Raw genomic sequence first — 24,200 nt, 5'->3', positions numbered from 1 at the left:
CCGGCGACGGACAACCGCAGGTCGGCCCCAGGCAATTCCCCCGCTGCGCGCGGACCTATGGTGACGGGCCTTTCACTGCATCGACCCGGAGCCGACGAAATGTCCGATTTCATTACCGTTCTGCGCGAAACCTGTCCGACCCCGGTGCTGGACGCCACCCGGTGGAAACGCATCGGCGGCGACCCGCACACCGTCAACCTCAACGCCTACGCCTCGGCTGACGGCAGCAAGATCATGGGCACCTGGATCTGCACCCCCGGCAAGTTCGAGGTGAACTACGAGAAGTGGGAGTACTGCCATTTCCTCGACGGCTACTGCGTCATCACCCCCGAGGGCGAGCAGCCGGTCCACCTGCGGGCCGGCGACGTGTTCGTCATCGAGCCGGGCATGAAGGGCACCTGGGAAGTGGTGGAAACGGTGCGCAAGTACTTCGTTTTCGCCTGAGGCGATCCGACGCAAAAAAGAAGGGAGCCGCTTGGCTCCCTTTTTCATTGGCGTGATCGCGCTTTCGAACCGGCCGCGCGGCCATCGGTTCCGCGCGACTGGCACAGCTTCGCTCCAGCCGCCTGCGTAGCGCGCCCTGGTGCGGACGCCGGCCGGCTGATCCGCCGGCGACGGGCGGCGCGGACCCGCGCGGACGACTCGCGGCTGGCCGGGGCCTGCGCATTTCCGTACCATTGCCGGCCTTTTTTGCAGTGCCTTGCCGAGTAGAAAAATGAAAGCCGTCCGCCTGCGTGCCGATGTCCTGGCCGGACTCACCACGTCCTTCGCCCTGGTGCCCGAGTGCATCGCCTTTGCCCTGGTCGCCCATCTCAACCCGCTGATGGGCTTGTATGGCGCCTTCATCCTCTGCACCCTGACCGCCCTGTTCGGCGGCCGTCCCGGCATGGTCTCCGGCGCGGCCGGCTCGATGGCGGTGGTGATCGTCGCCCTGGTGGTGCAGCACGGCGTGCAGTACCTGCTGGCCACCGTGCTGCTGGGCGGCGTGGTCATGATCCTGTTCGGCCTGCTGCGCCTGGGCAAGCTGGTGCGGATGGTGCCGCACCCGGTGATGCTGGGCTTCGTCAACGGCCTGGCGATCGTCATCGCCCTGGCCCAGCTGGAGCACTTCAAGGACGGCGGGCACTGGCTCGGCGGCAATGCGCTGTACCTGATGCTCGGCCTCGTCGCGCTGACCATGGCGGTGGTCTACGGGCTGCCGAAGCTGACCCGCGCGGTGCCGCCGGCGCTGGTGGCGATCCTCGGCGTCGGCCTGCTGGTCTCGCTGCTGCACCTGCCGACCCGCACCCTCGGCGATATGGCGCACATCGCCGGCGGCCTGCCGCAGTTTTCCCTGCCGGACATCCCGTGGAACCTGGAAACCCTGCGGGTCATCGCGCCCTATGCGTTCCTCATGGCCATGGTCGGCCTGCTGGAAACCCTGCTGACCCTCAACCTCACCGACGAGATCACCGAGACCCGCGGCTACACGAACCGCGAGTGCGTGGCCCTGGGCGCGGCCAACATGGTCTCCGGCGCATTCGGCGGCATGGGCGGCTGCGCCATGATCGGGCAGACCGTGATCAACCTCAGCTCCGGCGGCCGTGGCCGCCTGTCCGGCGTGGTGGCCGGGGTGATGATCCTGCTCTTCGTGCTGTTCCTCTCGCCGCTGATCGAGCGCATCCCGCTGGCGGCGCTGGTGGGCGTGATGTTCGTGGTGTCGCAGCAGACCTTCGCCTGGGCCTCGCTGCGGGTGTGGAACAAGGTACCGCTGAGCGACGTGCTGGTGATCGTCGCGGTGACCGCCATCACCGTGGCCACCGACCTCGCCATCGCGGTGTTCTGCGGCGTCATCCTCGCCGCCCTGGACTTCGCCTGGAAGCACGCCCGCGAGCTGTACGCCGACGTCCACGAGGAAGCCGACGGCAGCAAGCTGTACCGCGTGCACGGCACGCTGTTCTTCGCCTCCACCGCGCCCTTCCTCAACCAGTTCGACCCGGCGGGCGACCCGCAGCAGATCACCCTGGACTGCGCGCACCTGAGCTTCGTCGACTACTCGGCCATCGCCGCGCTGAAGACCCTGCGCGAGCGCTACGCCAAGGCCGGCAAGCACCTGCGCGTGGTGCACCTGTCCGAGCGCTGCAAGCAGCTGCTCAAGCGCGCCGGCATCCAGCACGCCTGAACGCCGATGCCGCCGTGACGGGGACCAGCGTCCCGTCACCCGGCGCTGATGGCGCTGGAGACCAGCGCGCCCAGGTACAGGCCGAAGCCGAACACCAGGTGCGTGGCCAGGCTCTTGATCCGTGCCTTGCGCGGGTCGGGCGCCCTGGCGGCGGCGATGCCCATGCCCAGCGCGGGCTGCATCACCAGGAACGGCAGGCCGACCGTGACCAGGCCGAACAGCAGCGCCGGCAGCGGGGCGGGCCGCGACAGCCAGTCGGGGCCGCTCAGCGCCAGCAGCGCCGCGGCGAAACCGATGCCGATCAGGTAGTGGGCGAGCCAGCCCAGCGCCCGTTCGCCGGCGACGGGCCGCGCCTTGCCGATGGCGGGGTGGCGGAAGCGGCCGTGGCCCATGTGGCCGATCCAGCGGCCGACCAGGGCGTAGTCCAGCGAGGGGATGGCGAAGAGGCGCCTGAGCAACAGTGTCCAGCCATCCATCAGCAAGGTCGCGATGGCGCCGATGAGCAGGCTGTGGAGCAGCAGGGTGACGATCGGGTTCATGGAAGTCTCCTGGAAAGGCTATGGTGAAGGTCCTGCCAACACAGCTTCCCAGCTCAAGTCGACTTGAGGTCAAGCATGAAAGAGATGGATATCGGCCAGGTCGCGCGCTGGTCCGGCCTGGCGGTTTCGACCCTGCGTTACTACGAGGAGAAGGGGCTGATCCGCTCCATCGGCCGCAACGGCCTGCGCCGGGTGTTCAGCGACGAGGTGCTGGCGCGCCTGTCGCTGATCGCCCTGGGGCGCGAGGCGGGATTCTCCCTGGAGGAGATCGCCGCCATCTTCGTCGGCGGCGCGCGGCCGGTGATCGACCGCGAGCGCCTGCGCGAGAAGGCGGATGAGCTGGACCGCAGCATCCGCCGGCTCAGCGCGATCCGCGACGGGCTGCGGCACGCCGCCGAATGCCCGGCGGCGGATCACCTGGCCTGCCCGAAATTCCAGCGGCTGATGAACGTCGCCATCCGCTCCAGCGCCCGTGGCCGCGCGGAGGCGCCGCGCAAGGTTGGCCGTCAGTCCCGTGGCCGCAGCGAGGCGCCGGCGACGTAGAAGAAGGCGCCGACGACGATGAAGCCGCCGAGCATGACGAACACCCAGTGCGGCGCGAACAGGCTCAGGGAGTAGCCCACCAGGATCGGCCCGAAGGCGCTGCCGAGGCTGGCCAGGTTCTGCGTGCCGTAGTAGACGCCGCGCAGGTGCGGCGGGGCAATGCGGTCGATGAACATGTACTCGGCGGGGATCACGATGATCTCGCCGAGGGTGAACACCACCATCGCCAGGCCCCAGTGCACCAGGGTGCGGGACAGGCCGAAGCCGACGATGCCGAGCACGAACAGTCCCAGCCCGACGATCAGCCAGCGCTGCAGGTGCGCGTCGCCGATGCGCCGGCCCAGCAGGTACTGCAGGCCGATCACCGTCACCGCGTTGACCCCCAGCAGGGTCTGGATCACCTGGTAGGCGAACTCCGCGGTGCCGGTGACCACCAGGTACTGCGCCAGGTACGCGGAGAACTGGCCGAACACCACGGCGGTGAACACCCCGCCGATGGTGAAGTACATCAGCCGGCGATCCTGCGACAGCACGCCCATCACCGCGACGAAGGAGGGCGGCGCGACCCCGCTGGCCGGGCGCATGTCGCGGTCGCCGTAGCGCAGGAAGGCCAGCACGAAGAGGCCGCCGAGCACGGCGGAGACCACGAACGGCAGCTTCTGGCTCCACTGCGCCAGAGCCGCGCCGATGAAGGGGCCGATGGCGTAGGCGAGGTTGATCAGGGTGTAGCGGATGGAGAAGGCGCGGCTCTGCTCGCCGGCCGCCAGCAGCCGGCCGAAGGCGGTCTTCACCACCACGTCGGTCACCGAGTAGGCGAAGTTGAAGCCGAGCAGGAACAGGAAGAACAGCCAGAGGTCGCCGGTCAGGCACATGCCGGCGAAGGCGGCGACGAAGCAGGCGCTGAAGCCGAGGATCAGCCGGTAGCCGGGCAGCCGGTCGATCAGGTAGCCGCCATACAGGCTGAGCAGCGCGCCGGCGATCATCGCGCCGCCCAGCAGCAGGCCGATGCGGCTGACGGCCAGGTCGAAGTGGCCCGCGAGGTAGAGCACCAGGTAGGGCAGGGTGATGGCGCGCGCCAGGGTCTGCAGGAAGGTGGCGCAGAGCAGCAGGTTGACCTGCAGCGGGTAGTGCTTGAGCGCGGCGAGCATTCCTTGCCTCGGCTGTCGGGCGGGTTAGCCGCGATCCTAGCAGCCCCCGGCGGGTGCGGCGCAATCGCCGGAGGCCCTGGCGGCCCCCCGGCGTGCCCGCAGCGTCAGCCGTCGCGCTGCTTCTCCCGCGTCCGCAGCGCCTTGACGGTCTCGCCGCCCACGCCCCAGCTGTCGGTGGGGATCTCCTGGATCACCACGAAGGTGCTCGCCGGCGGTTTTCTCAGCACGCGTTCCAGCAGTTCGGTCACGCCTTCGATCAGCAGGCGGCGTTCTTCGGCGGTCACCCCTTCGTCGGTGACCTGGATGTTCACGTAGGGCATTTCGGGTTCTCCTGTGGTTTACCAGGTGCCGGTGGTGGAACCACCGTCGACATTCAGGATGGCACCGGTGACGAAGGTCGAGTCGGTCAGGTAGAGCACGGCGTCGACGATGTCCTGCGGCGTGCCCGTCCTGCCGGTCGGCGCCAGGCCGCCGAGGAAGGCGCGGGTTTCGGCGTTGTCGGCGTGCATCGGGGTCTGGATGATCCCCGGGGCCACGGCGTTGACCTGCACCTGGGATGCCGCCAGCTCCAGCGCGAGGCCGCGCACCGCGCTGTTCAGGCCGCCCTTGATCAGCACCGGCAGCAGCGCCGGCACCTTGGCGTTGGGCTGCATGGCGATGGCCGCGGTGATGGTGACGATGTGCCCCGAGCCGTTGGCGGCCATGTGCTTCGCGGCGGCCTGGGACGGGTAGAAGAAGCCCTTGAGGTTGGTGTCGACGATGCTCTCGACCTCCGCCTCGGTGTACTCGGTCACCGGCTTGGCGATGAAGATGCCGGCGTTGTTGATCAGGATGTCCACCTTGCCGAAGGCCTCGATGGCCTGGGCGAACAGGCGTCTGGCGGTTTCCGGCTGGGCGATGTCGCCCTCCACCGGCAGGAAGTTGGCCGGGTTGCCCAGCTTCTGCGCAGCCTCCTGCAGGCGGGCCAGGCTGCGGGCGTTGCCCACCACGTTGTAGCCGCGCGCCAGGTAGGCCTCGGCGATGGCGAAGCCGAGGCCGCTGGAGGCGCCGGTGACGATGACGGTCTTGCTCATGATCGAATCTCCTCGGGTGAGGCGGGGCGGAATGCCCGCGTCCTTGAGATCAATCTAGGCTGCAAGTGCGGCTTGAAAAATGAGGCTCATGGCATTTGAATTGATACCTCATGTAATGAATTAGGCAGTGCCATGACCCGCCATTTCGACGACCTGCAACTGGGCAGCATCGAGCTGTTCTGTCTCGCCGCGGAGGCCGGCAGCTTCACTGCCGCGGCCAACGAGGCCGGCATCACCCCGGCGGCGGTGAGCCGTTCGGTGGCGCGTCTGGAGGAGCGCCTGGGCGTGCGCCTGTTCGTCCGCACCACGCGGCAGATGCGCCTGACCGAGGGCGGCCGCAACTACTTCGAGCAGTGCCGCCAGGCCCTGGGCCAACTGGTGGACGCCGAGCGCGAAGTCACCGGCGGCCAGAGCGTGCCGTCCGGCCGGCTGCGCATCAGCGTGCCGACGCCCTACGCGCATTACCGCCTGCTGCCGCTGCTGCCGGAGTTCCGCCGGCGCTATCCGCAGGTGCAGGTGGACGTCCACGTCAGCAACCGCAACATCGACTTCGCCGACGAGGGCTATGACCTGGCGGTGCGCGGCCGCGAGCCGGCGGATTCCAGCCTTGTCGCGCGGCGCCTGGAGGACGCCGAACTGGTGGTGGTGGCCACTCCGGACTACCTGCGGCGCGCCGGCGTGCCGCAGACGCCGGACGATCTTGCCGGCCACGACTGCATCCAGTACGACCTGCCGAGCACCGGGCGCCGCGTGCCCTGGTCATTCCGGGTCAATGGCCGGGCCGTGGAGGTGGAAACCTCGGGCAACTGCACGGTGCTGGAGGACTACCTGGCCACCGCGACCCTGGTGAAACACGGCGGCGGGTTGATGCAGGCCTATCGCTTCACCGTGCAGGCGGAGCTGGCGACCGGCGAGCTGGTGGAAGTGCTGCACGAGCACGGCGGCGCCACGCGCCCGTTCCTGCTGATCTATCCCCATGCCCGGCATGTGCCGTCGCGGGTGCGGGCGTTCATCGAGTTCATGCTGGAACAGCGGCCGGGGCGCTAGCCGCGAGACCCGCCGGTGGAGCTGCGGCGGGCCGTGGCGGTCAGTTCGCCGGCGTCTTGCTGGCTGCGAGGTAGGCGCCCAGGCGCCGGCCCATCTCCTCGCCGAGGGCCTGCAGGCCGCTCATGGGGCGGATCATCACCTCGAATTCGGCGATCTTGCCGGCCTCGTCGAAGCGGATCATGTCGATGCCCTTGAGCTCGCGGCCGTTGACCGTCGCGCTGAATTCCAGCACCACGCTCAGGCCGTCGGCGGTGGCCAGCTGGCGGTGGTAGACGAAGTCGCCGAACACCTGCAGCACGGTGTTGAGGATGGTCGCCGCCACCGGCGCGCCGGGGTAGGGCGTGTGGGCCATCGGCGAGCGGAACACGATGTCCGGCGCCAGCAGTTCCGGCAGCTTGGTGAAGTCCTTGCGGGCAATCATCTGGTGCCAGCGTTCCAGGGACGCGGCGGCCTGGGGATGCAGCTTGAGGGCGGACATGGGGTTTACCTCCTGATCGCTCTTGTCGTTCGTTCAGGACGATACGGCCGGGTGCGGAAGCGGCTCAATGATCGGAAATGACAGAAGACTGATCCTGCCGCACAACCGCCCGGCGGTCCGTCAATGCGTCCACGGGTTGATGAAGAAGCTCGCCAGCAGCGGATCATCGCCCGGCTCGATGTGCCGGACCGGGCGCGGCAGGGCGCCCAGCACCGCCTTCCAGAACGCCGTCGCGAGGACGTCGCCGGTGTAGTAGCGGACCAGCCAGGGGCCGGGGTTTTCCAGCAGCACGCGGGTGGCGACGGTGCGCCCGACGCCCTGCCGGCGGTACTTCTTCAGGACGAACAGGTCGGCCAGCTCCAGCGCGTCGATGCCCGGCAGCTCGCTGCCCTCGATCAGCAGGAAGCCGGCGATGTAGCCGTCGACGAGGATCAGGTTGGCGCTCCACTCCGGCTCGCTCCAGTAGCGCGCCAGGTGTTCCTCGTGGATGTAGAAGCGGCCGTCCACCTCCACGTCCTCCTGTTCCCAGTCCGAGGAGTCGTAGGCGTAGAACTGGTAGAGGTTGCGGATCAGCTCGATGTGTTCCGGGCCGGTCGGTACCAGTTCGATGGGCAGGTTGGTCATGTCGGTGCTCGTGGTGCGCAGCGGGGAGGGTGGATCGCCATTGTCGCGCAATGCGCCGGCATTGCCAGCGGCGGCTCAGATCATCGGGTCCCAGCGCTGCGACCAGTCCGGGTCCTGCGCCACCACTTCGCGCAGCAAGGTGAAGGCCTGCTGCAACACCTGCGAGTCGCGGTCGCGGGAATACACCAGGTAGGTCGGGTAGCTGAACTCCGGGGCCTTGGGCACCCGGCGCAGCACCTTGCGGTCGAGGTAGCTCTGCACCACCCGCGCGCGGAAGTAGCCCGAGCCGCCGTTCTCCAGGATGTACTGCAGCGCCAGCGGGCCGAGGTTGAACGACACCGGCGCCTTCGACAGCTCCGGCAGGGCGCTGTCGTGCTGCTGGCGGAAGCCCTCGCCCCAATCGATGTAGACGTAGGGCTCGGGGTTCTGCGCGCGCACCAGGATCAGCTTTTCCTCCAGCAGCTGCTCCACCTGCATCCCCGGCCAGTAGGTCGGGTGGTAGACCAGCACGGCATCCAGCGCGCCCAGCTCCAGCTGGCGCAGCAGGCCCTGGCCGTCGCCGATCTCGGCGCGCACGGCGTGGTCGCCGATCGCCTGGCGGAGGCGGCTGACCCAGCGCAGCATCAGCGGGTTGCACAGGCTCACCTCGCCGCCGATGTGCAGCACGTTGTGATAGCCCTGGGGCAGCGGCAGGTCGCGCTGGGCGGTTTCCCAGGTCTGCAGGATCTGGTTGGCGTAGGGGACGAATGCCTCGCCGTCGGGCGTCAGCCGCGCGCCGGCGCGGTTGCGCACGAACAGGGTGCAGTTGAGATGGTTTTCCAGCTTCTGCACCCGCGCGGTGACGGCGGTCTGGGTGACGTGCATGCGTTCGGCGGCGGCGACGAAGCTGCCGTGGCGGACGATTTCCAGGAAGGTGCGGGTGAGGTCGATGTCCATGGGCGGGTTCTGCGTGAATCAGGCGGCCAGTGTAGCGGAAAGCGCGGTCAGCCCAGGTGGCTGAGCAGGTCGCGCTGCAGGGCGGCGATCAGATCGGTCTGGGTGATTATCCCGACCAGCTCGCCGTGCTCCAGCACCGGCAGGCAGTGCAGGCCGCGGTCGGAGAGCAGCGGGATCAGCTCCACCACATGAGCGTCGGCGTCGACGTGCAGCACCGGGCTGCTCATCACCTCGGCCAGCACGCGGTCGCGGCGCAGGCCGAGGCAGCCGAGCAGGCCTTTCAGCCAGCCGCCCTGGCGTTTGGGGGCGAGCAGGTCGATCAGGCTGGCGATGCCCACCAGCCGGCGCTCCTCGTCGAGGATCGGCAGCGCCTTCAGGTGGTGCTTCACCAGCAGGCGCAGGGCCTGGCCGAGCGGGGTTTCCGGCGTGGCGCAGACCAGGTCGCGGGACATCACCTCGCGCGCGCGGGTGTCGCCCATGCTGCGGCGCAGGGCGTGGCGCTCGGTGCTGCGGACGATGCGTTCGAGGTCGTCGCGGGTGATGTCGACGAAGGCGCCCAGCTCGTCCAGCGCCTGGTCGAGGTCGGCGGCCTGGATGCCGACCCGCTCGCCGGGCGGCGGGTCCTGGGTCTGGTGGTTGTCCGTGGCGAGGGTGCGCCGGCGCGGGTAGGGCATGCGCGTGAGGTTGTTGAACAGCAGCGCCAGCAGCACCAGGCCGAGGCCGCCGCTGATGCCCGGCAGCGGCGCCATCCAGGCCGGCTCGCCGGGCAGCGGCGCGGCGAACACCATGCAGAAGGCCAGCGCGCCGCCGGGCGGGTGCAGGCAGCGCAGCGGGTACATCAGCAGCAGGCTCAGGCCCAGGGCGAGGGCGGCGCTGACGATGCCGGCCGGCAGCCAGAAGCCGACCAGCACCGCCACCAGCGATGCGCACAGGTAGCTGCCGATCACCGACCAGGGCTGGGCGAGGGCGCCGGAGGAGACGGCGAACAGCAGGATCGCCGAAGCCGCCCAGGGCCCGGCGAAGTGCAGCGCCATGGAGGAGCCGAACAGCAGCCCGCAGGTGGCGACGATCAGCAGGAAACCCAGGCTGGCGCCGCAGGATGCGCGCAGCCATTCACGGGGGCGGGTGTGGGGAATGTCGGGTAGATAGGCGGCGGCGCGTTGCCGCCAGCCGGGCAGGGCGGGCATCTGGGCGGGTCCGGTAAATCGCGGGGAAAAAAACGGGCTCTTGAGTGGAAGAGCCCGGCAAGGTGCCAAAAGGGCACTAGGGGAGGCCCCATCCCTGGGGCGGGAAATCAGGCCCGCAGGCGGTACGGCGGTGGCGGTTCCGGCAGCGGCCGGACGATCCGCTCGCAGCGCCGGCCGGTCGCCGCGGTCATGCGCCGGGCGGCTTCCGGATCGTCGGCGAAGGGCAGCAGTGCGGCCTGTTCGTCATCGCCGCCGTCGCGGCAGGCGCGCCAGCAGGCGAGGGTGCAGGCCAGCAGGCCGATGAGGCTCAGCAACATCGTCGCGCTCCTCAGGCCATGGCCGCCGTGCCCTGGCTCACCGGCTTGCCCGAGCGGACGGTGAGCCAGGTGTTCCAGGCCATCAGCAACATGCCGCTGGCGAAGGTGGCGCCGCCGATCAGGCGCACGATGTAGCCCGGATGGCTGGCGGCCAGCGCCTCGACGAAGGAGTAGGTGAGGGTGCCGTCGTCGTTCACCGCGCGCCACATCAGGCCCTGGGTGATGCCGTTGACCCACATCGAGGCGATGTACAGCACGGTGCCGATGGTGGCCATCCAGAAGTGCGCGTTGATCAGGCCGACGCTGTGCATCTGCTCGCGGCCGTAGAGCCTGGGGATCATGTGGTAGAGCGCGCCGATGGAGATCATCGCCACCCAGCCCAGGGCGCCGGCGTGCACGTGGCCGACGGTCCAGTCGGTGTAGTGCGACAGCGAGTTCACCGTCTTGATCGCCATCATCGGGCCTTCGAAGGTGGACATGCCGTAGAAGGCCAGCGAGACGACGAGGAAGCGCAGGATCGGGTCGTTGCGCAGCTTATGCCAGGCGCCGGAGAGGGTCATCATGCCGTTGATCATGCCGCCCCAGCTGGGCGCCAGGAGGATCAGCGACATCACCATGCCCAGGCTCTGCGCCCAGTCCGGCAGGGCGGTGTAGTGCAGGTGGTGCGGGCCGGCCCAGATGTACAGGGTGATGATCGCCCAGAAGTGCACGATGGACAGGCGGTAGGAGTAGATCGGCCGCTCGGCCTGCTTGGGCACGAAGTAATACATCATGCCGAGGAAGCCCACCGAGAGGATGAAGCCGACCACGCTGTGGCCGTACCACCACTGGATCATCGCGTCGGTGGCGCCCGAGTAGATCGGGTAGGACTTGAGCAGCGTCACCGGCACCGCCAGGTGGTTGACCACGTGGACCATCCCGGTGACCACGATGAAGGCGCCGTAGAACCAGTTGCCGACATAGATGTGGCGCACCTTGCGCCGGGCGATGGTGCCGAAGAACAGGTAGGCGTAGACCAGCCAGAGCACGGTGACCCAGAGCGCGATGGGCCACTCCATCTCGGCGTATTCCTTGGAGGTGGTGATGCCCAGCGGGTAGCTCACCAGCATCGCCACCAGGCTCGCCTGCCAGCCCCAGAACAGCAGGTTGGCCAGGCCGTCGGAGATGATCCGCACGCGGCAGGTGCGCTGCACCACGTAGAAGGAGGTGGCGAACAGCGCGCTGCCGCCGAAGGCGAAGATCACCAGGTTGGTGTGGATCGGGCGGATGCGCCCGAAGCTGGTCCAGGGCATGCCCAGGCTCAGTTGCGGCCACACCAGCTGGGCGGCGATGAACACGCCCATGAGCATGCCGAGGATGCCCCAGCCCAGGGTGGTCAGGGTGAAGCGGCGAACGATGTCGTAGTTGTAGGCGCTGCTGTTGAGGGTGTCTTGATCGAGGGGTATCGCGCTGGCCATCTTGATTCCGTCGTACTCCGGTTGACTGACGGCTCCCGGCCCGCGGGAGGGGACCGGCGGGCGGACGAACGGCGTGGGAGTCAATTCGTCACAGGGGAGCCGAAACAGTCTGAACAGACGGGATGGATGCAGCAAACGAATAATAATGCAGCCTTGGTGCAGTAATTTTGATATCAACGCCCGCGGCTGCCACGCAAGCGCTCTGGCGCGCCTTGCTCAGGATCAATGATGGCGTGCGCGGCGGCGCAGATCGTGAGCTGGAGCCCTCGGCGGATGCATTCGAAAAAGTGCTGCTTCAGTGCAATTCAATTCATTTAATCCATACCCGCGGGAGGTCTAGCATGGGCCTTCACGATCATCGAGGGACCTTCCATGGCCACCATCCCCGCCGACCTCATCGACTGGCTGCAGACCCTGATGCGCGCCGAGCGCGCCGGCGCGCGCGTCATGCTCGACAGCCTGCGGCAGACCGACGACCCCGCCGTGCGCCAGCGCCTGGAGCAACTGCACCAGGGCGAGGCGCAGAGCTGCCGGCACCTGCGCACCTGCCTGGAGCGCCTGGGCGCGCAGCCGGACAGCGGCGTCGGCGACTTCCACGCCCGCGCCATGGCCATCGACGACCTGACGCAGCGCTTCGACTTCATCGGCCGCGGTCAGCGCTGGGTGGCCCGGCAACTGCGCCAGCGCCTGCCGGAGATCGAGGCGCCCTGGCTGCGCGAGGAACTGGAAGCGGTGCTGCGCCTGCACGAGCACGAGGAGGCCTGAAACGGCCGATGACGCACCTCTGGCAGATGGTCTGAGAGGACGATTTAGCGCTGGCCAGACGCCGGCGCAGTCGCTACCGTGGCGGCCTTTTCCGACGGGCAGGGGTAAGCGGTAATGAAGCGCGGGGTGGTCTATGCGGGCATGGCGGGCGCCATCTGGGGCGGGGTGATCCTCGCGCCGTCGCTCGTGCCGGAGTTCAACCCGCTGCTGATCAGCTCGGTGCGCTTCGCCCTGTACGGCGCCATTTCCCTGCTGATCGCCCTGCCGGTGGCCCTCGGCCTGCTGCGCCGGCTCGGCCGCGAGGACCTGTCGATGCTGGTGCGCCTGTCACTGGCCGGCAACCTGCTGTACTTCGCGCTGCTTTCGGCGGCGGTGCAGTACGCCGGGGTGGCGGCGGCTTCGCTGATCAACGGCATCATGCCGCTGGCGATCAGCTACCGCAGCCGCTCGGAGCACGACTCGCTGCCGCTGTCGCGGATGAAGATGCCGCTGGCGCTGGTGGCCCTGGGCATCCTCTGCATCAACCTCGACCCGGCCGCGCTGACGGCGGCGGGCGGCACCCCGGGCGAGCGCATCCTCGGCGTGGTCTGCGCGTTCTGCGCGGTGGCCTGCTGGTCCTGGTACGCCACCGCCAACGCGCGCTACCTCAAGGCCAGCCACTTCAACAGCCACGAGTGGTCGACGCTGATCGGCGTGGTCACTGGGGTCATGGCCGTCGTGCTGGCGGGCGTGGGCGTGCTGGTCGCGCCGCAGGCGGTGCCCACGGGCATTTCTGCCGAGCGCTGGAGGGTGTTCGCCTGGGTGTCGCTGTTCCTGGCGGTGTTCGGCTCCTGGGTCGCCAACGGCCTGTGGAACGCCGCGACGCGCCGCCTGCCGATGAGCCTGGGCGGCCAGCTGATCGTCTTCGAGACGCTGTTCGCCTGCGCCTATGCGTACGTACACCAGCAGCGCCTGCCGAGCCCGGTGGAGGCGCTGGCCATCGTCCTGCTCACCGTCGGCGTGCTCTGGGCCATCGGCCTGCACCGCGCGCCCGCCGAGGTCGAGGGGCGCGCGGCGCAGTCCTGAGTCAGAAGCCCAGGTCGTTGCGGCGGTTGCCCGAGCCTTCGATGGGATCGTCGTCCAGGCGGATGCCCTCGACGCCGATCTCCGCTTCCAGCGCCAGCAGGTACTGGCGCAGGGCGTGGCGGGTGGCTTCCTCGCGCAGGCTGTGGTGCACGCGCTCGGCGACCTGGGCGTAGGGCAGCGGCTTGCGCTCCTGGCGCTCGTCGATGCTGACCAGGTGCCAGCCGTAGCGCGAGGCCAGCGGCCGTTCGTGCAGCCCCACGGGGAGCCGCTGCAGCGCCTGGTCCAGCTCGGCGACGGTCTGCCCGGAGGTCAGCCAGCCCAGTTCGCCGCCTTCGTCCTTCGATGGACAGGCCGAATGCCGCTGGGCCAGTTCGGTGAAGCGCTGCGGGTGCTCGCCCAGTTCGCGCAGCAGCTTCTCGCCCAGGCGGTAGTGCGCGTCGCGGGCGCGGGCGTCCTCCGGCGCGGCGGGCAGCAGGATGTGCCGCACGCGCAGCCGGGTCGGTTCGGAAAAGCGCTCGCGGTGGGTGTCGAAGTAGCGCCGGCAGGCGGTTTCGTCCGGCTCCGGCACGTTCAGCTCGCGCTCCAGCAGGGCGGCCACCGCCTGGTCGTTCTCCTCCTCGTTGCCCGCGCCCAGGCCGAGCATGGCGGCGCGCTGCCCGAGCAGCTCGCGCACCACCAGCGCGCGGGCGGCCTTGAGCTGGGCCTCGGCGAGGGTCGCCGAGGGGTGGAAGGGCGTCTCCCGGGCAATATCCGCCTCGGAGAGTTCGGTGTCGCCGACGCGGATCACCGCGATCGGGGCGTCGGGCAGGTTCTCGACTGCGATCATGTCCATGGGCGATTCCCCTTATCCGCGCCGGCGGACGATCTGGTAATTCCGCCCGAAATAGCCCAGCGGAATGCTCCACACATGCACCAGGCGGGTGAAGGGGAACAGCAGGATGATGGTCATGCCGAGGAAGATGTGCAGCTTGAAGATCAGCGGCGCCTCGACCATGAAGCTGGCCGCGTCGCCGCGGAAGAACACGATGGCCTGCGCCCAGTTGGCCAGGGTCAGCATCATGGTGCCGTCCAGGTGGCCCAGCGAGGCGACGATGGTGACCAGCCCGAGGATCGCCTGCAGCAGGAGCAGGGCGATGATCAGGTTGTCCATCATGCTGGAGGAGGCACGCACGCGCGGGTTGGTCATCCGCCGCCAGAGCAGCATGGCGCCGCCGATCACGCAGAGCACCCCGGCCACGCCGCCGAAGACGATGGCCATCAGCTGCTTGCTCCCCGCCGAGATGAACGGCGCGTAGACCCAGTGCGGCGTCAGCAGGCCGATCAGGTGGCCGAAGAAGATCGCCAGGATGCCGATGTGGAACAGGTTGCTCGCCATGCGCATGTTCCTGCTGGAGAGCATCTGGCTGGAGCCGGTCTTCCAGGTGTACTGGCCGTGGTCGTAGCGCACCAGGCTGCCGAGCAGGAACACGGCGCCGGCGAGGTAGGGGTAGATGCCGTAGATGAAGTGGATCAGGTAGTCCTCGAACATAGTAAGCCTCCGTTCATTGGCGCTCTCAGAGCCTGTTCAATGTCTGCCTGCGCTTGCTCATGCGGCGTTGAAAGCAGGCTCGAAATGCTCATTTGCCGCGCGCAAACTGCGCTTTCTCGCCTGCTTTCGCCTTGCCTGAGCCGCGCTCGGCGAGACCTTGAGCAGGCTCTGACGGCATGACCTGGATGACCTGTGGCAGCGCTTCGTACTTGCGCTCGGCCAGGCGTCGCCCTTCGGCGGACTGCAGGCTGCAGTCCTTGTCGGTTTCGGCGTTGAAGCGCACCGCTTCCTCCTCCCACACCGCGTCCAGCGCCTGGGGCGTGTTGTCGGGTGTTTCCCCGGCGGCGACCGGGCGCTGCTCGTCGATGGCGTCGGTGGCGCCGATCAGCGCGAGCAGGGCGCGCGGCACCAGCGCGTAGCGGGTGCCGCGTTCCTCCAGGCGCGCGGCGAGCAGGGCGAGGATGTGCCGGATGTCGCCCAGCCACTGGCCGATCTCCCCGTGGCTGCGGGTGGACAGGTACTCCAGGAACAGCGGCAGGTAGTCCGGCAGCTCGCGGGCGTCGAGCTGGAAGCCGGCGGCCTCGTACTCGGCCAGCAGGTCGACCATGGCCTGGCCGCGGTCGCGGGATTCGCCGTGGACGTGCTCGAACAGCAGCAGCGAGGTGGCGCGACCGCGGTCGAAGAGCTCGACGTAGGCTTCCTCCAGGTCGAGCAGGTCGCCGGCGGCCAGTTCGCGGCACCACTGCGCCAGTTCCGCGCGCAGCGTCGGCGGCAGGCGATCCTCGGCGTCGAGAATCCCGATGGCCTCGGCGCTGGCCGCCTGCAGCTCGGCGCTGGGATAGTCCAGCAGCCGCGCCAGCACGCGCAGGCTGAGCAGGCCCAGCGCCGGTCCGTCGTAAGCTTCGTAGTTACCCATGGCGGCTGTCCTCCAGCGGGTCGAAGGTCTGCACCGGCTTGACCAGGGTGGTGGTCAGCTTGCGTCCGCCGAACAGGCTGACCTCGTTGTTTCCGCCGTTGCAGCCGTCGCCGAAGCTGAAGCCGCAGCCGCTGCGTTCGGCATAGGCCTCGGGGATGTGCTCGCGGTGGCCGGTGGGGATGACGAAGCGGTCCTCGTAGTTGGCGATGGCCAGGTAGCGGTACATCTCCTCGACCTGGTTCTGCGTGAGGCCGACCTGGTCGAGCACCTCGGTGTTGAGCGTCTGGTCGACGTGCTTGGCGCGCATGTACACGCGCATCGCCATCAGCCGCTTGAGGGCCAACACCACCGGTGCCTCTTCGCCGGCGGTGAGCATGTTGGCCAGGTAGCGCACCGGGATGCGCAGCGACTCGACCTTCGGCAGCACGCCGTCGAACTCCACGTGCCCGGCCTCGGCGGCGGACTGGATGGGGGAGAGCGGCGGCACGTACCACACCATCGGCAGCGTGCGGTATTCCGGGTGCAGCGGCAGGGCCAGCTTCCAGTCCATCGCCAGCTTGTACACCGGCGAGGCCTGGGCGGCGGCGATCACGTTGTCGGGCACGCCGTCCTTGCGCGCCTGGGCGATCACTTCCGGGTCGTGCGGGTCGAGGAAGATCTCGCACTGGCGGTGGTAGAGGTCGCGGTCGTCCTTGGAGGCGGCCACTTCCTCGATGCGGTCGGCATCGTAGAGCAGCACGCCGAGGTAGCGGATGCGCCCCACGCAGGTCTCGGAGCAGACGGTGGGCTGGCCGCTCTCGATGCGCGGGTAGCAGAAGATGCACTTCTCCGACTTACCGCTTTTCCAGTTGTAGTAGATCTTCTTGTACGGGCAGCCGGAGATGCACATGCGCCAGCCGCGGCACTTGTCCTGGTCGATGAGGACGATGCCGTCCTCCTCGCGCTTGTAGATCGCGCCGCTCGGGCACGAGGCCACGCACGCCGGGTTCAGGCAGTGCTCGCACAGGCGCGGCAGGTACATCATGAAGGTGTTTTCGAACTGGCCGTAGATGTCCGCCTGGACCTGGTCGAAGTTGATGTCCTTGCGCCGTTTGGCGAACTCGGTGCCGAGCAGTTCCTCCCAGTTCGGCCCCCATTCCACCTTGTTCATCCGCTCCCCGGAGATCAGCGAGCGCGGCCGCGCCACCGGCTGGTGCTCGCCCTGCTTGGCGGTGTGCAGGTTCTGGTAGTCGAAGGTGAAGGGTTCGTAGTAGTCGTCGATTTCCGGCAGGTCCGGGTTGGCGAAGATGTTCGCCAGCACCCGCCACTTGCCGCCGATGCGCGGGTTGATCGAGCCGTCGGCGTTGCGCACCCAGCCGCCGTTCCATTTCTTCTGGTTCTCCCACTCCTTGGGATAGCCGATGCCGGGCTTGGTCTCGACGTTGTTGTACCAGGCGTACTCGATGCCTTCGCGGCTGGTCCAGACGTTCTTGCAGGTGACGGAACAGGTGTGGCAACCGATGCACTTGTCGAGGTTCAGGACCATGCCGACCTGGGAACGAATCTTCATTTCACGGCCTCCTGCTGGTAGTCGTTGCCCTCGCCGTCGAGCCAGTCGATGCGGTGCATCTTGCGCACGATGACGAATTCGTCGCGGTTGGAACCCACGGTGCCGTAGTAGTTGAAGCCGTAGGAGAGCTGCGCGTAGCCGCCGATCATGTGGGTCGGCTTGGGGCAGACCCGGGTGACCGAGTTGTGGATGCCGCCACGGGTGCCGGTCACTTCCGAGCCGGGCACGTTCAGGATGCGTTCCTGGGCGTGGTACATCATCGCCATGCCCGGGCGCACCCGCTGGCTCACCACCGCGCGGGCGGCGATGGCGCCGTTGGCGTTGTACAGCTCGATCCAGTCGTTGTCGGCCACGCCGATGGCGCGCGCGTCGTCCTCGGAGATCCACACGATCGGCCCGCCGCGCGACAGGGTCTGCATCAGCAGGTTGTCGCTGTAGGTGGAGTGGATGCCCCACTTCTGGTGCGGGGTGATCCAGTTCAGGGCGATCTCCGGGTTGCCGTTGCTCTTGGGCGCGGCGACGCTGGCGGCGGCCTTGGTGTCGATCGGCGGCCGGTAGACCATCAGGCTTTCACCGAAGGCGCGCATCCACGGGTGGTCCTGGTAGAACTGCTGGCGGCCGGTGACGGTGCGCCACGGGATCAGCTCGTGGACGTTGGTGTAGCAGGCGTTGTAGCTGACGTGTTCGTCCTCCAGGCCCGACCAGGTGGGGCTGGAGATGATCTTGCGCGGCTGCGCGACGAGGTCGCGGAAGCGGATCTTCTCGTCTTCCTTGGGCCGCGCCAGGTGCGTGTGGTCGCGCCCGGTGATCTTCGACAGCGCCTCCCAGGCCTTCACCGCCACCTGGCCGTTGGTCTCCGGCGCGAGGGCGAGGATCATCTCCGCCGCGTCGATGGCCGAGGCGATTTTCGGCCGGCCGGCGGCCGAGCCGTCGAGCTTGCGGTAGTTGAGCTTGCCGAGCAGGTCGACTTCCTCCTCGGTCTTCCAGGCGATGCCTTTGCCGCCGTTGCCGATGGTGTCCAGCAGCGGACCGACGGAACTGAAGCGCTCGTAGGTTTCCGGGTAGTTGCGCTTGACCTCGATGAGCGAGGGCATGGTCTTGCCGGGGATCGGCTCGCACTCGCCCTTCTTCCAGTCGCGCACTTCGGGCTGGGCCAGCTCGCCGGGGCTGTCGTGCTGCAGCGGCAGGGTCACCAGGTCGGTTTCCTCGCCCAGGTGGCCGACGCACAGGCGCGAGAAGGCGCGGGCGATGCCGTCGTAGATCTGCCAGTCGCTGCGCGCTTCCCAGGCCGGGTCGGTGGCGGCGGTGAGCGGGTGGATGAAGGGGTGCATGTCCGAGGTGTTGAGGTCGTCCTTCTCGTACCAGGTGGCGGTGGGCAACACCACGTCCGAGTAGAGGCAGGTGGTGGACATGCGGAAGTCCAGGGTCACCAGCAGGTCGAGCTTGCCCTCGATGGGCTCGTCCTTCCAGACGACTTCCTCGGGCTTGTGCTTGCCCGACTCGCCCAGGTCCTTGCCGAGCACGCCGTGTTTGGTGCCGAGCAGGTACTTGAGCATGTACTCGTGGCCCTTGCCGGAGGAGCCGAGCAGGTTGGAGCGCCAGACGAACAGGTTGCGCGGATGGTTCTGCGGGTTGTCCGGGTCTTCGCTGGCGAAGTGCAGCTGGCCGCTCTTGAGCTGTTCGACGGTGTAGTCCACCGTGTTCTTGCCGGCGGCCTGGGCGGCGGCGGCCAGGCGCAGCGGGTTGATCCCCAGCTGTGGCGCGGAGGGCAGCCAGCCCATGCGCTCGGCGCGCACGTTGAAGTCCACCAGGCTGCCGCTGTAGTCCTGCGGGCGGGCCAGGGGGGAGAGCAGTTCCTTGATCTCCAGCTTCTCGTAGCGCCACTGGCTGGAGTGGTTGTAGAAGAACGAGGTGCCGTTCATGTGCCGTGGCGGGCGGTGCCAGTCGAGGGCGAAGGCCAGCGGCGTCCAGCCAGTCTGCGGGCGCAGCTTCTCCTGGCCGACGTAGTGCGACCAGCCGCCGCCGCTCTTGCCGATGCAACCGCAGAGGATGAGCATGTTGATCAGCCCGCGGTAGTTCATGTCCATGTGGTACCAGTGGTTCATCCCGGCACCGACGATGATCATGGAGCGGCCGTGGGTCTTGTCGGCGTTCTGCGCGAACTCGCGGGCGATGCGCACCATCTGCGCCGCCGGCACCCCGGTGATCGCTTCCTGCCAGGCCGGCGTGTAGGGCTTGAGCTGGCCGTAATCGGAGGCGCCGTCGTCTTCACCCGCGCCGCCGACGGTGGCGGTGAGCCCCCGGTCGATGCCGTAGTTGGCGGCGGTCAGGTCGAACACGGTGACCGCCAGCACCTCGCGGCCATCGGCCAGCTTCAGGCGCTTGGCCGGCACGTGGTGATGGATGACGTCGCGCACCGGCACGTTGGGGAAGTGCTTGCGCTCGATGCCGCCGAAGTAGGGGAAGGCGACCCGCGCCACTTCGTCGTGATGGCCGAGCAGCGACAGGCGCAGGCTGACGTCCTTGCCGTCGGCGTCGACCTGCTCCAGGTTCCACTGGCCGCTCTGGCCCCAGCGGAAGCCGATGGAGCCGTGCGGCACCACCAGGCGCTCGCTGGTCTCGTCCCAGGCGAGGGTCTTCCACTCGGGGTTGTTGGCCTGCCCGAGGTTGTCCGCGAAGTCACTGGCGCGCAGTTGCTTGCCCGGCACCAGGCTGCCGTCCTCGCGCTGCTCCAGCTCCACCAGGATCGGCATGTCGGTGTAGCGGCGGATGTAGTCGGTGAAGTAGGCGCTGGGCTTCTCCAGGTGGAATTCCTTGAAGATCACGTGGCCCATGGCGATGGCCAGCGCGGAGTCGGTGCCCTGCTTGGCGCTCATCCACTCGTCGCAGAGCTTGGAGATTTCCGCGTAGTCGGGGGTGATGGCGATGGTCTTGGTGCCCTTGTAGCGCACCTCGGTGAAGAAGTGCGCGTCGGGGGTTCGGGTCTGCGGGACGTTGGAACCCCAGGCGATGATGTAGCCGGAGTTGTACCAGTCGGCGGACTCGGGCACGTCGGTCTGCTCGCCCCAGACTTGAGGAGACGCGGGAGGCAGGTCGCAGTACCAGTCGTAGAAACTCAGGCACACCCCGCCGATCAGTGACAGGTAGCGGGTGCCCGAGGCATAGGAAACCATCGACATCGCCGGGATCGGCGAGAAGCCGGCGACGCGGTCCGGGCCATGGGTCTTGATCGTGTAGACGTTGGCGGCGGCGACCAGGGCCTGCATCTCGTCCCAGTCGGCGCGGACGAAGCCGCCACGGCCGCGGATCGACTTGTACTGCCTGGCCTTCTGCGGGTCCTCGACGATGCTCGCCCAGGCCAGCACCGGGTCCTTGTGGGTGGCCAGCGCCTCGCGCCAGAGCTGCACCAGCGCCTTGCGCACCATCGGGTACTTGAGCCGGTTGGCGCTGTACAGGTACCAGGAATAGCTGGCCCCGCGCGGGCAGCCGCGCGGCTCGTGGTTGGGCAGGTCGGGGCGGGTGCGCGGGTAGTCGGTCTGCTGGGTTTCCCAGGTCACCAGGCCGTTCTTCACGTAGATCTTCCAGCTGCAGGAGCCGGTGCAGTTCACCCCGTGGGTCGAACGGGCGATCTTGTCGAACTGCCAGCGCTGGCGATAGCCGTCCTCCCAGGCGCGGCTCTCGTCGCGGGTTTCGCCGTGGCCGCCGGCGAACTCCGGCGGACGTTTGACGAGGTAGCGCAGGCGGTCGATGAAGAAGCTCATGTCTCTCCTCCTTAGGCTGGGTGCGCGCTGCCGGCTAGCGGCGCAACTCTTTAGCAGTGCACTTCGGCATTGCGACGGGTGTAGAAGAACCAGGTCAGCGCGATACACAGCACGTAGAACGCGATGAACCCGTAGAGAGCCCATTCCGGGCCGCCGGTGAGGTCGAACGAACTGCCGAACGACTTCGGAATGAAGAATCCGCCGTAGGCCGCCACCGCCGAGATGAAGCCCACCGCGGCGGCGGACTCCTTCTCGCTCTGCAGCGCCTGCTCCGGCGCGGGCAGGTTGGGGAACAGGCGCGGCGTCTGGATGCGGAAGATCGCCGGAATCATCTGCGTGGTGCTGGCATTACCCACGCCGGAGAACAGGAACAGCAGCAGGAACACCGCCAGGAAGCCCCAGAAGGCGCCCGGCTGGTCCTTGATGCCGATGAAGAACAGCACGCCGAAGACGCAGGCGGCCATCGCGACGAACACCCAGAGGCTGATCCGCGCGCCGCCGAAGCGGTCCGCCAGGCCGCCGGAGAAGGCGCGGCTCAAGGCGCCGATCAGCGGCCCGAGGAAGGCGAACTTGAGCACCTCGACATCGGGGAAGAGGTGCCCGGCGAGCAGCGGGAAACCGGCGGAGAAACCGATGAAGCTGCCGAAGGTGCCGGTGTAGAGCACGCTCATCAGCCAGGTGTGCTTGCGCTTGAAGATCGCCATCTGGTCCTTGAACGAGGACTTCGCGCTGGCGATATCGTTCATCCCGAACCAGGCGGCGAAGGTCGCGACGATGATGAACGGCACCCAGATGAAGCCGGCGTTCTGCAGCCACAGCGGGGTGCCGGCCTTGGTGACCTGCGGCTCGCCGCCCAGGCCGCCGAACACCGCCAGGGTGATCGCCAGCGGCACCAGGAACTGCATGACGCTCACGCCCAGGTTGCCCAGCCCGGCGTTCAGCCCCATGGCGGCGCCCTTGGCCTGCTTGGGGAAGAAGAACGAGATGTTGGCCATGCTCGACGAGAAGTTGCCGCCGCCCAGGCCGCAGAGCAGGGCGAGGATCAGCATCACCAGGTACGGCGTGTCCGGGTTCTGCACGGCGAAGCCGATCCACAGCGCCGGCACCAGCAGGGACGCGGTGGACAGCGCCGTCCAGCGCCGGCCGCCGAAGATCGGCACCATGAAGCTGTAGAAGATGCGCAGGGTAGCGCCGGACAGGCCGGGCAGGGCGGCCAGCCAGAACAGCTGGTTGGCGTCGTAGTCGAAACCGGCCAGCGGCAGCTTGGCCACCACCACCGACCAGACCATCCAGATGGCGAAGGCCAGCAACAGGTTGGGAATCGAGATCCACAGGTTGCGCGTGGCGATGCGCTTGCCCTTTTCCTCCCAGAACGCCGTGTCTTCCGGGCGCCAGTCCAGCAGCACGAAGCTGCTGGGGGTGGAGAGTTCCGGCAGGTCGCGGGTCTCGGTGTGGGTGGCCCATTCCACGCGCTCGGCCATGCGGATCGCGTAGTGCATCCAGGCCAGCGCGCCGGCGGCGATCAGGAACAGCAGCATGAAGCAGCTCTGCCAGATGCCGACCACGTCGTTGAGCATGCCGAAGGTCAGCGGCAGCAGGAAACCGCCCAGGCCGCCGATCATGCCCACCAGGCCGCCGACCACGCCGACGTGCTGCGGGTAGTAGGTGGGGATGTGCTTGAACACCGCCGCCTTGCCCAGGGACATGAAGAAGCCCAGCACGACGATGACCAGGGCGAAGCCGACCAGCCCGAAGTGCATCGAGAACTCGATGTCGCCGCGCACCCCGGTGACGCTGTAGCGGGTCGGCGGGTAGCTGAGCAGGAAGGTGCACAGCGCCGAGATGCCCAGGGTCCAGTACATCACCCGGCGCGCGCCGTAGCGATCGGACAGCCAGCCGCCGAGGACGCGGAACAGCGAGGCGGGCACCGTGTACAGCGCGGCGACGAAACCGGCGGCGGCCAGGCTCAGGCCGTAGACCTCCATCAGGTAGTGCGGCAGCCACAGGGCCAGGGCGACGAAGGCGCCGAAGACGAAGAAGTAGTACAGCGAGAAGCGCCAGACGCGCATCTCGGCCAGCGGTGCCAGTTGCTCCGACAGCGGGACGGCCCTGGCCTGGCGGGTGGCGGCCAGCGGGTCGGTCTTGGCCAGCAGGATGAAGCCGATGCCCATGATGCCCAACACCGAGGCATACACCAGGGCGGCGCCGCGCCAGCCCAGGGCCAGCAGCAGGAGGGGCGCGGCGAGGTTGGTCAGGCCGGCGCCGACGTTGCCGGCGCCGAAGATGCCCAGGGCGAAGCCCTGTTGCTTCGGCTCGAACCAGGTGGCGGTGTAGGCGGTGCCGACGATGAAGCCGCCGCCGGCCAGGCCCACGCCCAGCGCCGCCAGCAGCAGCATCGGGAAGCTGTCGGCGAAGGTCAGCAGGTAGACGCACGCGGCGGAGGCGAGCATCAGCAGGCCGAACACCCAGCGCCCGCCGTAACGGTCGGTCCACAGGCCGAGGAAGATGCGCGAGATCGAGCCGGTCAGCACCGGCGTCGCCATCAGCAGGCCGAGCTGGGTGTCGGTGAGGCCGAACTCGTTCTTGATCTGCAGGCCGAGGATGGAGAACACCGTCCATACGGCGAAGCAGAGGGTGAAGGCCAGGGTGGACAAGCCAAGTGCACGGTAACGGTCACTGGCTGGAATCGAAGTAGCCATACTGAGCACAGTCCCTTGAAGGTGTCGTCAGCAACGGTTCTCTAAATCCAGCCGCAACGGCGCCTCGCCACCTCAGTGGGGCCTGATGCTCGCAAGCGTCGCTGTGGGCCGAATCACGGTCGGTCTAACAGTCTCTTTATGGGTCTTGGCACTCGAAGGTGTTGCAGGGCGTCAGCGTAGACAGAGATCAGGGGCTTTTCCAAAAAACGACGGGATATCGCTTCGAGCCTGAAGGGCTTTTCAGTTCGTTGTGTAGGGAATGAAGTAACGGTGGCCATCCTGTCGCGACCTCGCGGCGGGCGCTGTAAACGCGGGGTCCCGTCTTCCGCCTGGCGCAGCTTCACCGTTCCGCTATCACGCCTTCCTTCTGCGCCCGGTAGTACAACCGGTGCTCCCGGACTCCGGCG

General features: G+C 68.0%; 22 protein-coding genes. 6 read left to right on the top strand and 16 right to left on the bottom strand.

Translation table 11 applies throughout. The features are described 5' to 3' along the window. The first annotated feature begins 99 nt into the window (after positions 1 to 99). Entirely contained in the window at positions 100 to 444 is a 345-nt protein-coding gene (locus AC3B6A_RS16165) for a cupin domain-containing protein (protein WP_488398222.1), read from the top strand. A gap of 271 nt (positions 445 to 715) precedes the next feature. Then, positions 716 to 2,161 (top strand): SulP family inorganic anion transporter, encoded by a 1,446-nt coding sequence (locus AC3B6A_RS16160; RefSeq protein WP_488398221.1) that lies wholly within the window; start codon positions 716 to 718, stop codon positions 2,159 to 2,161. 35 nt (positions 2,162 to 2,196) lie between these two features. Here the strand turns inward: AC3B6A_RS16160 and AC3B6A_RS16155 are convergent, their stop codons facing one another. After that, on the bottom strand, positions 2,197 to 2,700 hold the full coding sequence (locus tag AC3B6A_RS16155; protein ID WP_488398220.1) for a DUF2938 domain-containing protein: 504 nt from the start codon (positions 2,698 to 2,700) through the stop codon (positions 2,197 to 2,199). Positions 2,701 to 2,775: 75 nt separating this feature from the next. Between AC3B6A_RS16155 and AC3B6A_RS16150 the strand changes: the two genes are divergently transcribed. Next, positions 2,776 to 3,243: a helix-turn-helix domain-containing protein gene (locus AC3B6A_RS16150; protein ID WP_488398219.1), complete on the top strand. Its 468-nt coding sequence runs from the start codon at positions 2,776 to 2,778 to the stop codon at positions 3,241 to 3,243. Here AC3B6A_RS16150 and AC3B6A_RS16145 read toward each other — a convergent pair. The 3 genes from AC3B6A_RS16145 to AC3B6A_RS16135 form a co-directional block, all read right to left on the bottom strand. After that, entirely contained in the window at positions 3,207 to 4,391 is a 1,185-nt protein-coding gene (locus tag AC3B6A_RS16145; RefSeq protein WP_488398218.1) for an MFS transporter, read from the bottom strand. The two genes, AC3B6A_RS16150 and AC3B6A_RS16145, sit on opposite strands and share 37 nt — an antisense overlap. 104 nt (positions 4,392 to 4,495) lie before the next feature. Beyond that, positions 4,496 to 4,711: a tautomerase family protein gene (locus AC3B6A_RS16140; RefSeq protein ID WP_488398217.1), complete on the bottom strand. Its 216-nt coding sequence runs from the start codon at positions 4,709 to 4,711 to the stop codon at positions 4,496 to 4,498. Positions 4,712 to 4,729: 18 nt separating this feature from the next. Continuing rightward, complete coding sequence (locus AC3B6A_RS16135; RefSeq protein ID WP_488398216.1) at positions 4,730 to 5,464, bottom strand: SDR family NAD(P)-dependent oxidoreductase; 735 nt, start codon at positions 5,462 to 5,464, stop codon at positions 4,730 to 4,732. A 132-nt stretch (positions 5,465 to 5,596) separates the two neighbouring features. Here AC3B6A_RS16135 and AC3B6A_RS16130 point away from each other — a divergent pair, with 132 nt between their 5' ends. Further along, on the top strand, positions 5,597 to 6,511 hold the full coding sequence (locus AC3B6A_RS16130) for a LysR family transcriptional regulator (protein WP_488398215.1): 915 nt from the start codon (positions 5,597 to 5,599) through the stop codon (positions 6,509 to 6,511). A 40-nt stretch (positions 6,512 to 6,551) separates the two neighbouring features. Here AC3B6A_RS16130 and AC3B6A_RS16125 read toward each other — a convergent pair whose 3' ends face one another. From AC3B6A_RS16125 to ccoN, 6 genes are all read right to left on the bottom strand, one after another. Next, positions 6,552 to 6,989: a nuclear transport factor 2 family protein gene (locus AC3B6A_RS16125; RefSeq protein ID WP_488398214.1), complete on the bottom strand. Its 438-nt coding sequence runs from the start codon at positions 6,987 to 6,989 to the stop codon at positions 6,552 to 6,554. A 120-nt stretch (positions 6,990 to 7,109) separates the two neighbouring features. Continuing rightward, positions 7,110 to 7,613: a GNAT family N-acetyltransferase gene (locus tag AC3B6A_RS16120; protein WP_488398213.1), complete on the bottom strand. Its 504-nt coding sequence runs from the start codon at positions 7,611 to 7,613 to the stop codon at positions 7,110 to 7,112. Positions 7,614 to 7,688: 75 nt separating this feature from the next. Then, positions 7,689 to 8,549 carry a LysR family transcriptional regulator gene (locus tag AC3B6A_RS16115; protein ID WP_488398212.1) on the bottom strand — a complete coding sequence of 287 codons (861 nt, stop codon included), beginning with the start codon at positions 8,547 to 8,549 and terminating at the stop codon, positions 7,689 to 7,691. 47 nt (positions 8,550 to 8,596) lie between these two features. Beyond that, positions 8,597 to 9,736 carry an HPP family protein gene (locus AC3B6A_RS16110; protein ID WP_488398211.1) on the bottom strand — a complete coding sequence of 380 codons (1,140 nt, stop codon included), beginning with the start codon at positions 9,734 to 9,736 and terminating at the stop codon, positions 8,597 to 8,599. Positions 9,737 to 9,843: 107 nt separating this feature from the next. Next, the gene (locus tag AC3B6A_RS16105; protein ID WP_488398210.1) at positions 9,844 to 10,053 is read right to left on the bottom strand and encodes a hypothetical protein; all 210 of its coding nucleotides are present in this window, start codon (positions 10,051 to 10,053) and stop codon (positions 9,844 to 9,846) included. A gap of 11 nt (positions 10,054 to 10,064) precedes the next feature. Beyond that, positions 10,065 to 11,510 (bottom strand): cytochrome-c oxidase, cbb3-type subunit I, encoded by a 1,446-nt coding sequence (ccoN, locus tag AC3B6A_RS16100; RefSeq protein ID WP_488398209.1) that lies wholly within the window; start codon positions 11,508 to 11,510, stop codon positions 10,065 to 10,067. A gap of 372 nt (positions 11,511 to 11,882) precedes the next feature. Between ccoN and AC3B6A_RS16095 the strand changes: the two genes are divergently transcribed. Both AC3B6A_RS16095 and AC3B6A_RS16090 read left to right on the top strand, forming a co-directional pair. Further along, positions 11,883 to 12,275: a DUF892 family protein gene (locus AC3B6A_RS16095; protein WP_488398208.1), complete on the top strand. Its 393-nt coding sequence runs from the start codon at positions 11,883 to 11,885 to the stop codon at positions 12,273 to 12,275. Positions 12,276 to 12,389: 114 nt separating this feature from the next. Next, on the top strand, positions 12,390 to 13,340 hold the full coding sequence (locus tag AC3B6A_RS16090) for a DMT family transporter (RefSeq protein WP_488398207.1): 951 nt from the start codon (positions 12,390 to 12,392) through the stop codon (positions 13,338 to 13,340). Position 13,341: 1 nt separating this feature from the next. Here the strand turns inward: AC3B6A_RS16090 and AC3B6A_RS16085 are convergent, their stop codons facing one another. The 6 genes from AC3B6A_RS16085 to AC3B6A_RS16060 form a co-directional block, all read right to left on the bottom strand. Continuing rightward, positions 13,342 to 14,172 carry a peptidylprolyl isomerase gene (locus AC3B6A_RS16085; protein ID WP_488398206.1) on the bottom strand — a complete coding sequence of 277 codons (831 nt, stop codon included), beginning with the start codon at positions 14,170 to 14,172 and terminating at the stop codon, positions 13,342 to 13,344. Between the two features lie 12 nt (positions 14,173 to 14,184). Then, positions 14,185 to 14,868 carry a respiratory nitrate reductase subunit gamma gene (gene narI, locus AC3B6A_RS16080; protein ID WP_488398205.1) on the bottom strand — a complete coding sequence of 228 codons (684 nt, stop codon included), beginning with the start codon at positions 14,866 to 14,868 and terminating at the stop codon, positions 14,185 to 14,187. An 88-nt stretch (positions 14,869 to 14,956) separates the two neighbouring features. Next, positions 14,957 to 15,784 carry a nitrate reductase molybdenum cofactor assembly chaperone gene (narJ, locus tag AC3B6A_RS16075; RefSeq protein WP_488398204.1) on the bottom strand — a complete coding sequence of 276 codons (828 nt, stop codon included), beginning with the start codon at positions 15,782 to 15,784 and terminating at the stop codon, positions 14,957 to 14,959. After that, positions 15,777 to 17,333 carry a nitrate reductase subunit beta gene (gene narH / locus AC3B6A_RS16070; RefSeq protein WP_488398203.1) on the bottom strand — a complete coding sequence of 519 codons (1,557 nt, stop codon included), beginning with the start codon at positions 17,331 to 17,333 and terminating at the stop codon, positions 15,777 to 15,779. The genes narJ and narH overlap by 8 nt, the downstream gene beginning before the upstream one ends. Next, the gene (locus AC3B6A_RS16065; protein WP_488398202.1) at positions 17,330 to 21,094 is read right to left on the bottom strand and encodes a nitrate reductase subunit alpha; all 3,765 of its coding nucleotides are present in this window, start codon (positions 21,092 to 21,094) and stop codon (positions 17,330 to 17,332) included. The genes narH and AC3B6A_RS16065 overlap by 4 nt, the downstream gene beginning before the upstream one ends. 50 nt (positions 21,095 to 21,144) lie before the next feature. Then, positions 21,145 to 23,793, bottom strand: a complete 2,649-nt coding sequence (locus tag AC3B6A_RS16060; protein WP_488398201.1) for a nitrate/nitrite transporter — start codon at positions 23,791 to 23,793, stop codon at positions 21,145 to 21,147. Positions 23,794 to 24,200: the final 407 nt, after the last annotated feature.

The sequence above is a fragment of the Pseudomonas sp. B12(2026) genome (assembly GCF_057767015.1).
Note: the sequence above shows the minus strand (reverse complement) of the source record. Positions and strands in the feature narration are given on the sequence as shown.

Excerpts from the sequence above, each read along its gene's own strand:
- AC3B6A_RS16085 (WP_488398206.1), bottom strand. The coding sequence starts at position 14,172 with ATGGACATGATCGCAGTCGAGAACCTGCCCGACGCCCCGATCGCGGTG.
- narJ (WP_488398204.1), bottom strand. The coding sequence starts at position 15,784 with ATGGGTAACTACGAAGCTTACGACGGACCGGCGCTGGGCCTGCTCAGC.
- AC3B6A_RS16090 (WP_488398207.1), top strand. The coding sequence starts at position 12,390 with ATGAAGCGCGGGGTGGTCTATGCGGGCATGGCGGGCGCCATCTGGGGC.
- AC3B6A_RS16095 (WP_488398208.1), top strand. The coding sequence starts at position 11,883 with ATGGCCACCATCCCCGCCGACCTCATCGACTGGCTGCAGACCCTGATG.
- AC3B6A_RS16140 (WP_488398217.1), bottom strand. The coding sequence starts at position 4,711 with ATGCCCTACGTGAACATCCAGGTCACCGACGAAGGGGTGACCGCCGAA.
- AC3B6A_RS16105 (WP_488398210.1), bottom strand. The coding sequence starts at position 10,053 with ATGTTGCTGAGCCTCATCGGCCTGCTGGCCTGCACCCTCGCCTGCTGG.
- AC3B6A_RS16125 (WP_488398214.1), bottom strand. The coding sequence starts at position 6,989 with ATGTCCGCCCTCAAGCTGCATCCCCAGGCCGCCGCGTCCCTGGAACGC.
- AC3B6A_RS16145 (WP_488398218.1), bottom strand. The coding sequence starts at position 4,391 with ATGCTCGCCGCGCTCAAGCACTACCCGCTGCAGGTCAACCTGCTGCTC.
- AC3B6A_RS16110 (WP_488398211.1), bottom strand. The coding sequence starts at position 9,736 with ATGCCCGCCCTGCCCGGCTGGCGGCAACGCGCCGCCGCCTATCTACCC.
- AC3B6A_RS16160 (WP_488398221.1), top strand. The coding sequence starts at position 716 with ATGAAAGCCGTCCGCCTGCGTGCCGATGTCCTGGCCGGACTCACCACG.
- narI (WP_488398205.1), bottom strand. The coding sequence starts at position 14,868 with ATGTTCGAGGACTACCTGATCCACTTCATCTACGGCATCTACCCCTAC.
- AC3B6A_RS16135 (WP_488398216.1), bottom strand. The coding sequence starts at position 5,464 with ATGAGCAAGACCGTCATCGTCACCGGCGCCTCCAGCGGCCTCGGCTTC.
- AC3B6A_RS16150 (WP_488398219.1), top strand. The coding sequence starts at position 2,776 with ATGAAAGAGATGGATATCGGCCAGGTCGCGCGCTGGTCCGGCCTGGCG.
- AC3B6A_RS16060 (WP_488398201.1), bottom strand. The coding sequence starts at position 23,793 with ATGGCTACTTCGATTCCAGCCAGTGACCGTTACCGTGCACTTGGCTTG.
- AC3B6A_RS16130 (WP_488398215.1), top strand. The coding sequence starts at position 5,597 with ATGACCCGCCATTTCGACGACCTGCAACTGGGCAGCATCGAGCTGTTC.
- narH (WP_488398203.1), bottom strand. The coding sequence starts at position 17,333 with ATGAAGATTCGTTCCCAGGTCGGCATGGTCCTGAACCTCGACAAGTGC.
- AC3B6A_RS16165 (WP_488398222.1), top strand. The coding sequence starts at position 100 with ATGTCCGATTTCATTACCGTTCTGCGCGAAACCTGTCCGACCCCGGTG.
- AC3B6A_RS16155 (WP_488398220.1), bottom strand. The coding sequence starts at position 2,700 with ATGAACCCGATCGTCACCCTGCTGCTCCACAGCCTGCTCATCGGCGCC.
- ccoN (WP_488398209.1), bottom strand. The coding sequence starts at position 11,510 with ATGGCCAGCGCGATACCCCTCGATCAAGACACCCTCAACAGCAGCGCC.
- AC3B6A_RS16115 (WP_488398212.1), bottom strand. The coding sequence starts at position 8,549 with ATGGACATCGACCTCACCCGCACCTTCCTGGAAATCGTCCGCCACGGC.
- AC3B6A_RS16120 (WP_488398213.1), bottom strand. The coding sequence starts at position 7,613 with ATGACCAACCTGCCCATCGAACTGGTACCGACCGGCCCGGAACACATC.
- AC3B6A_RS16065 (WP_488398202.1), bottom strand. The coding sequence starts at position 21,094 with ATGAGCTTCTTCATCGACCGCCTGCGCTACCTCGTCAAACGTCCGCCG.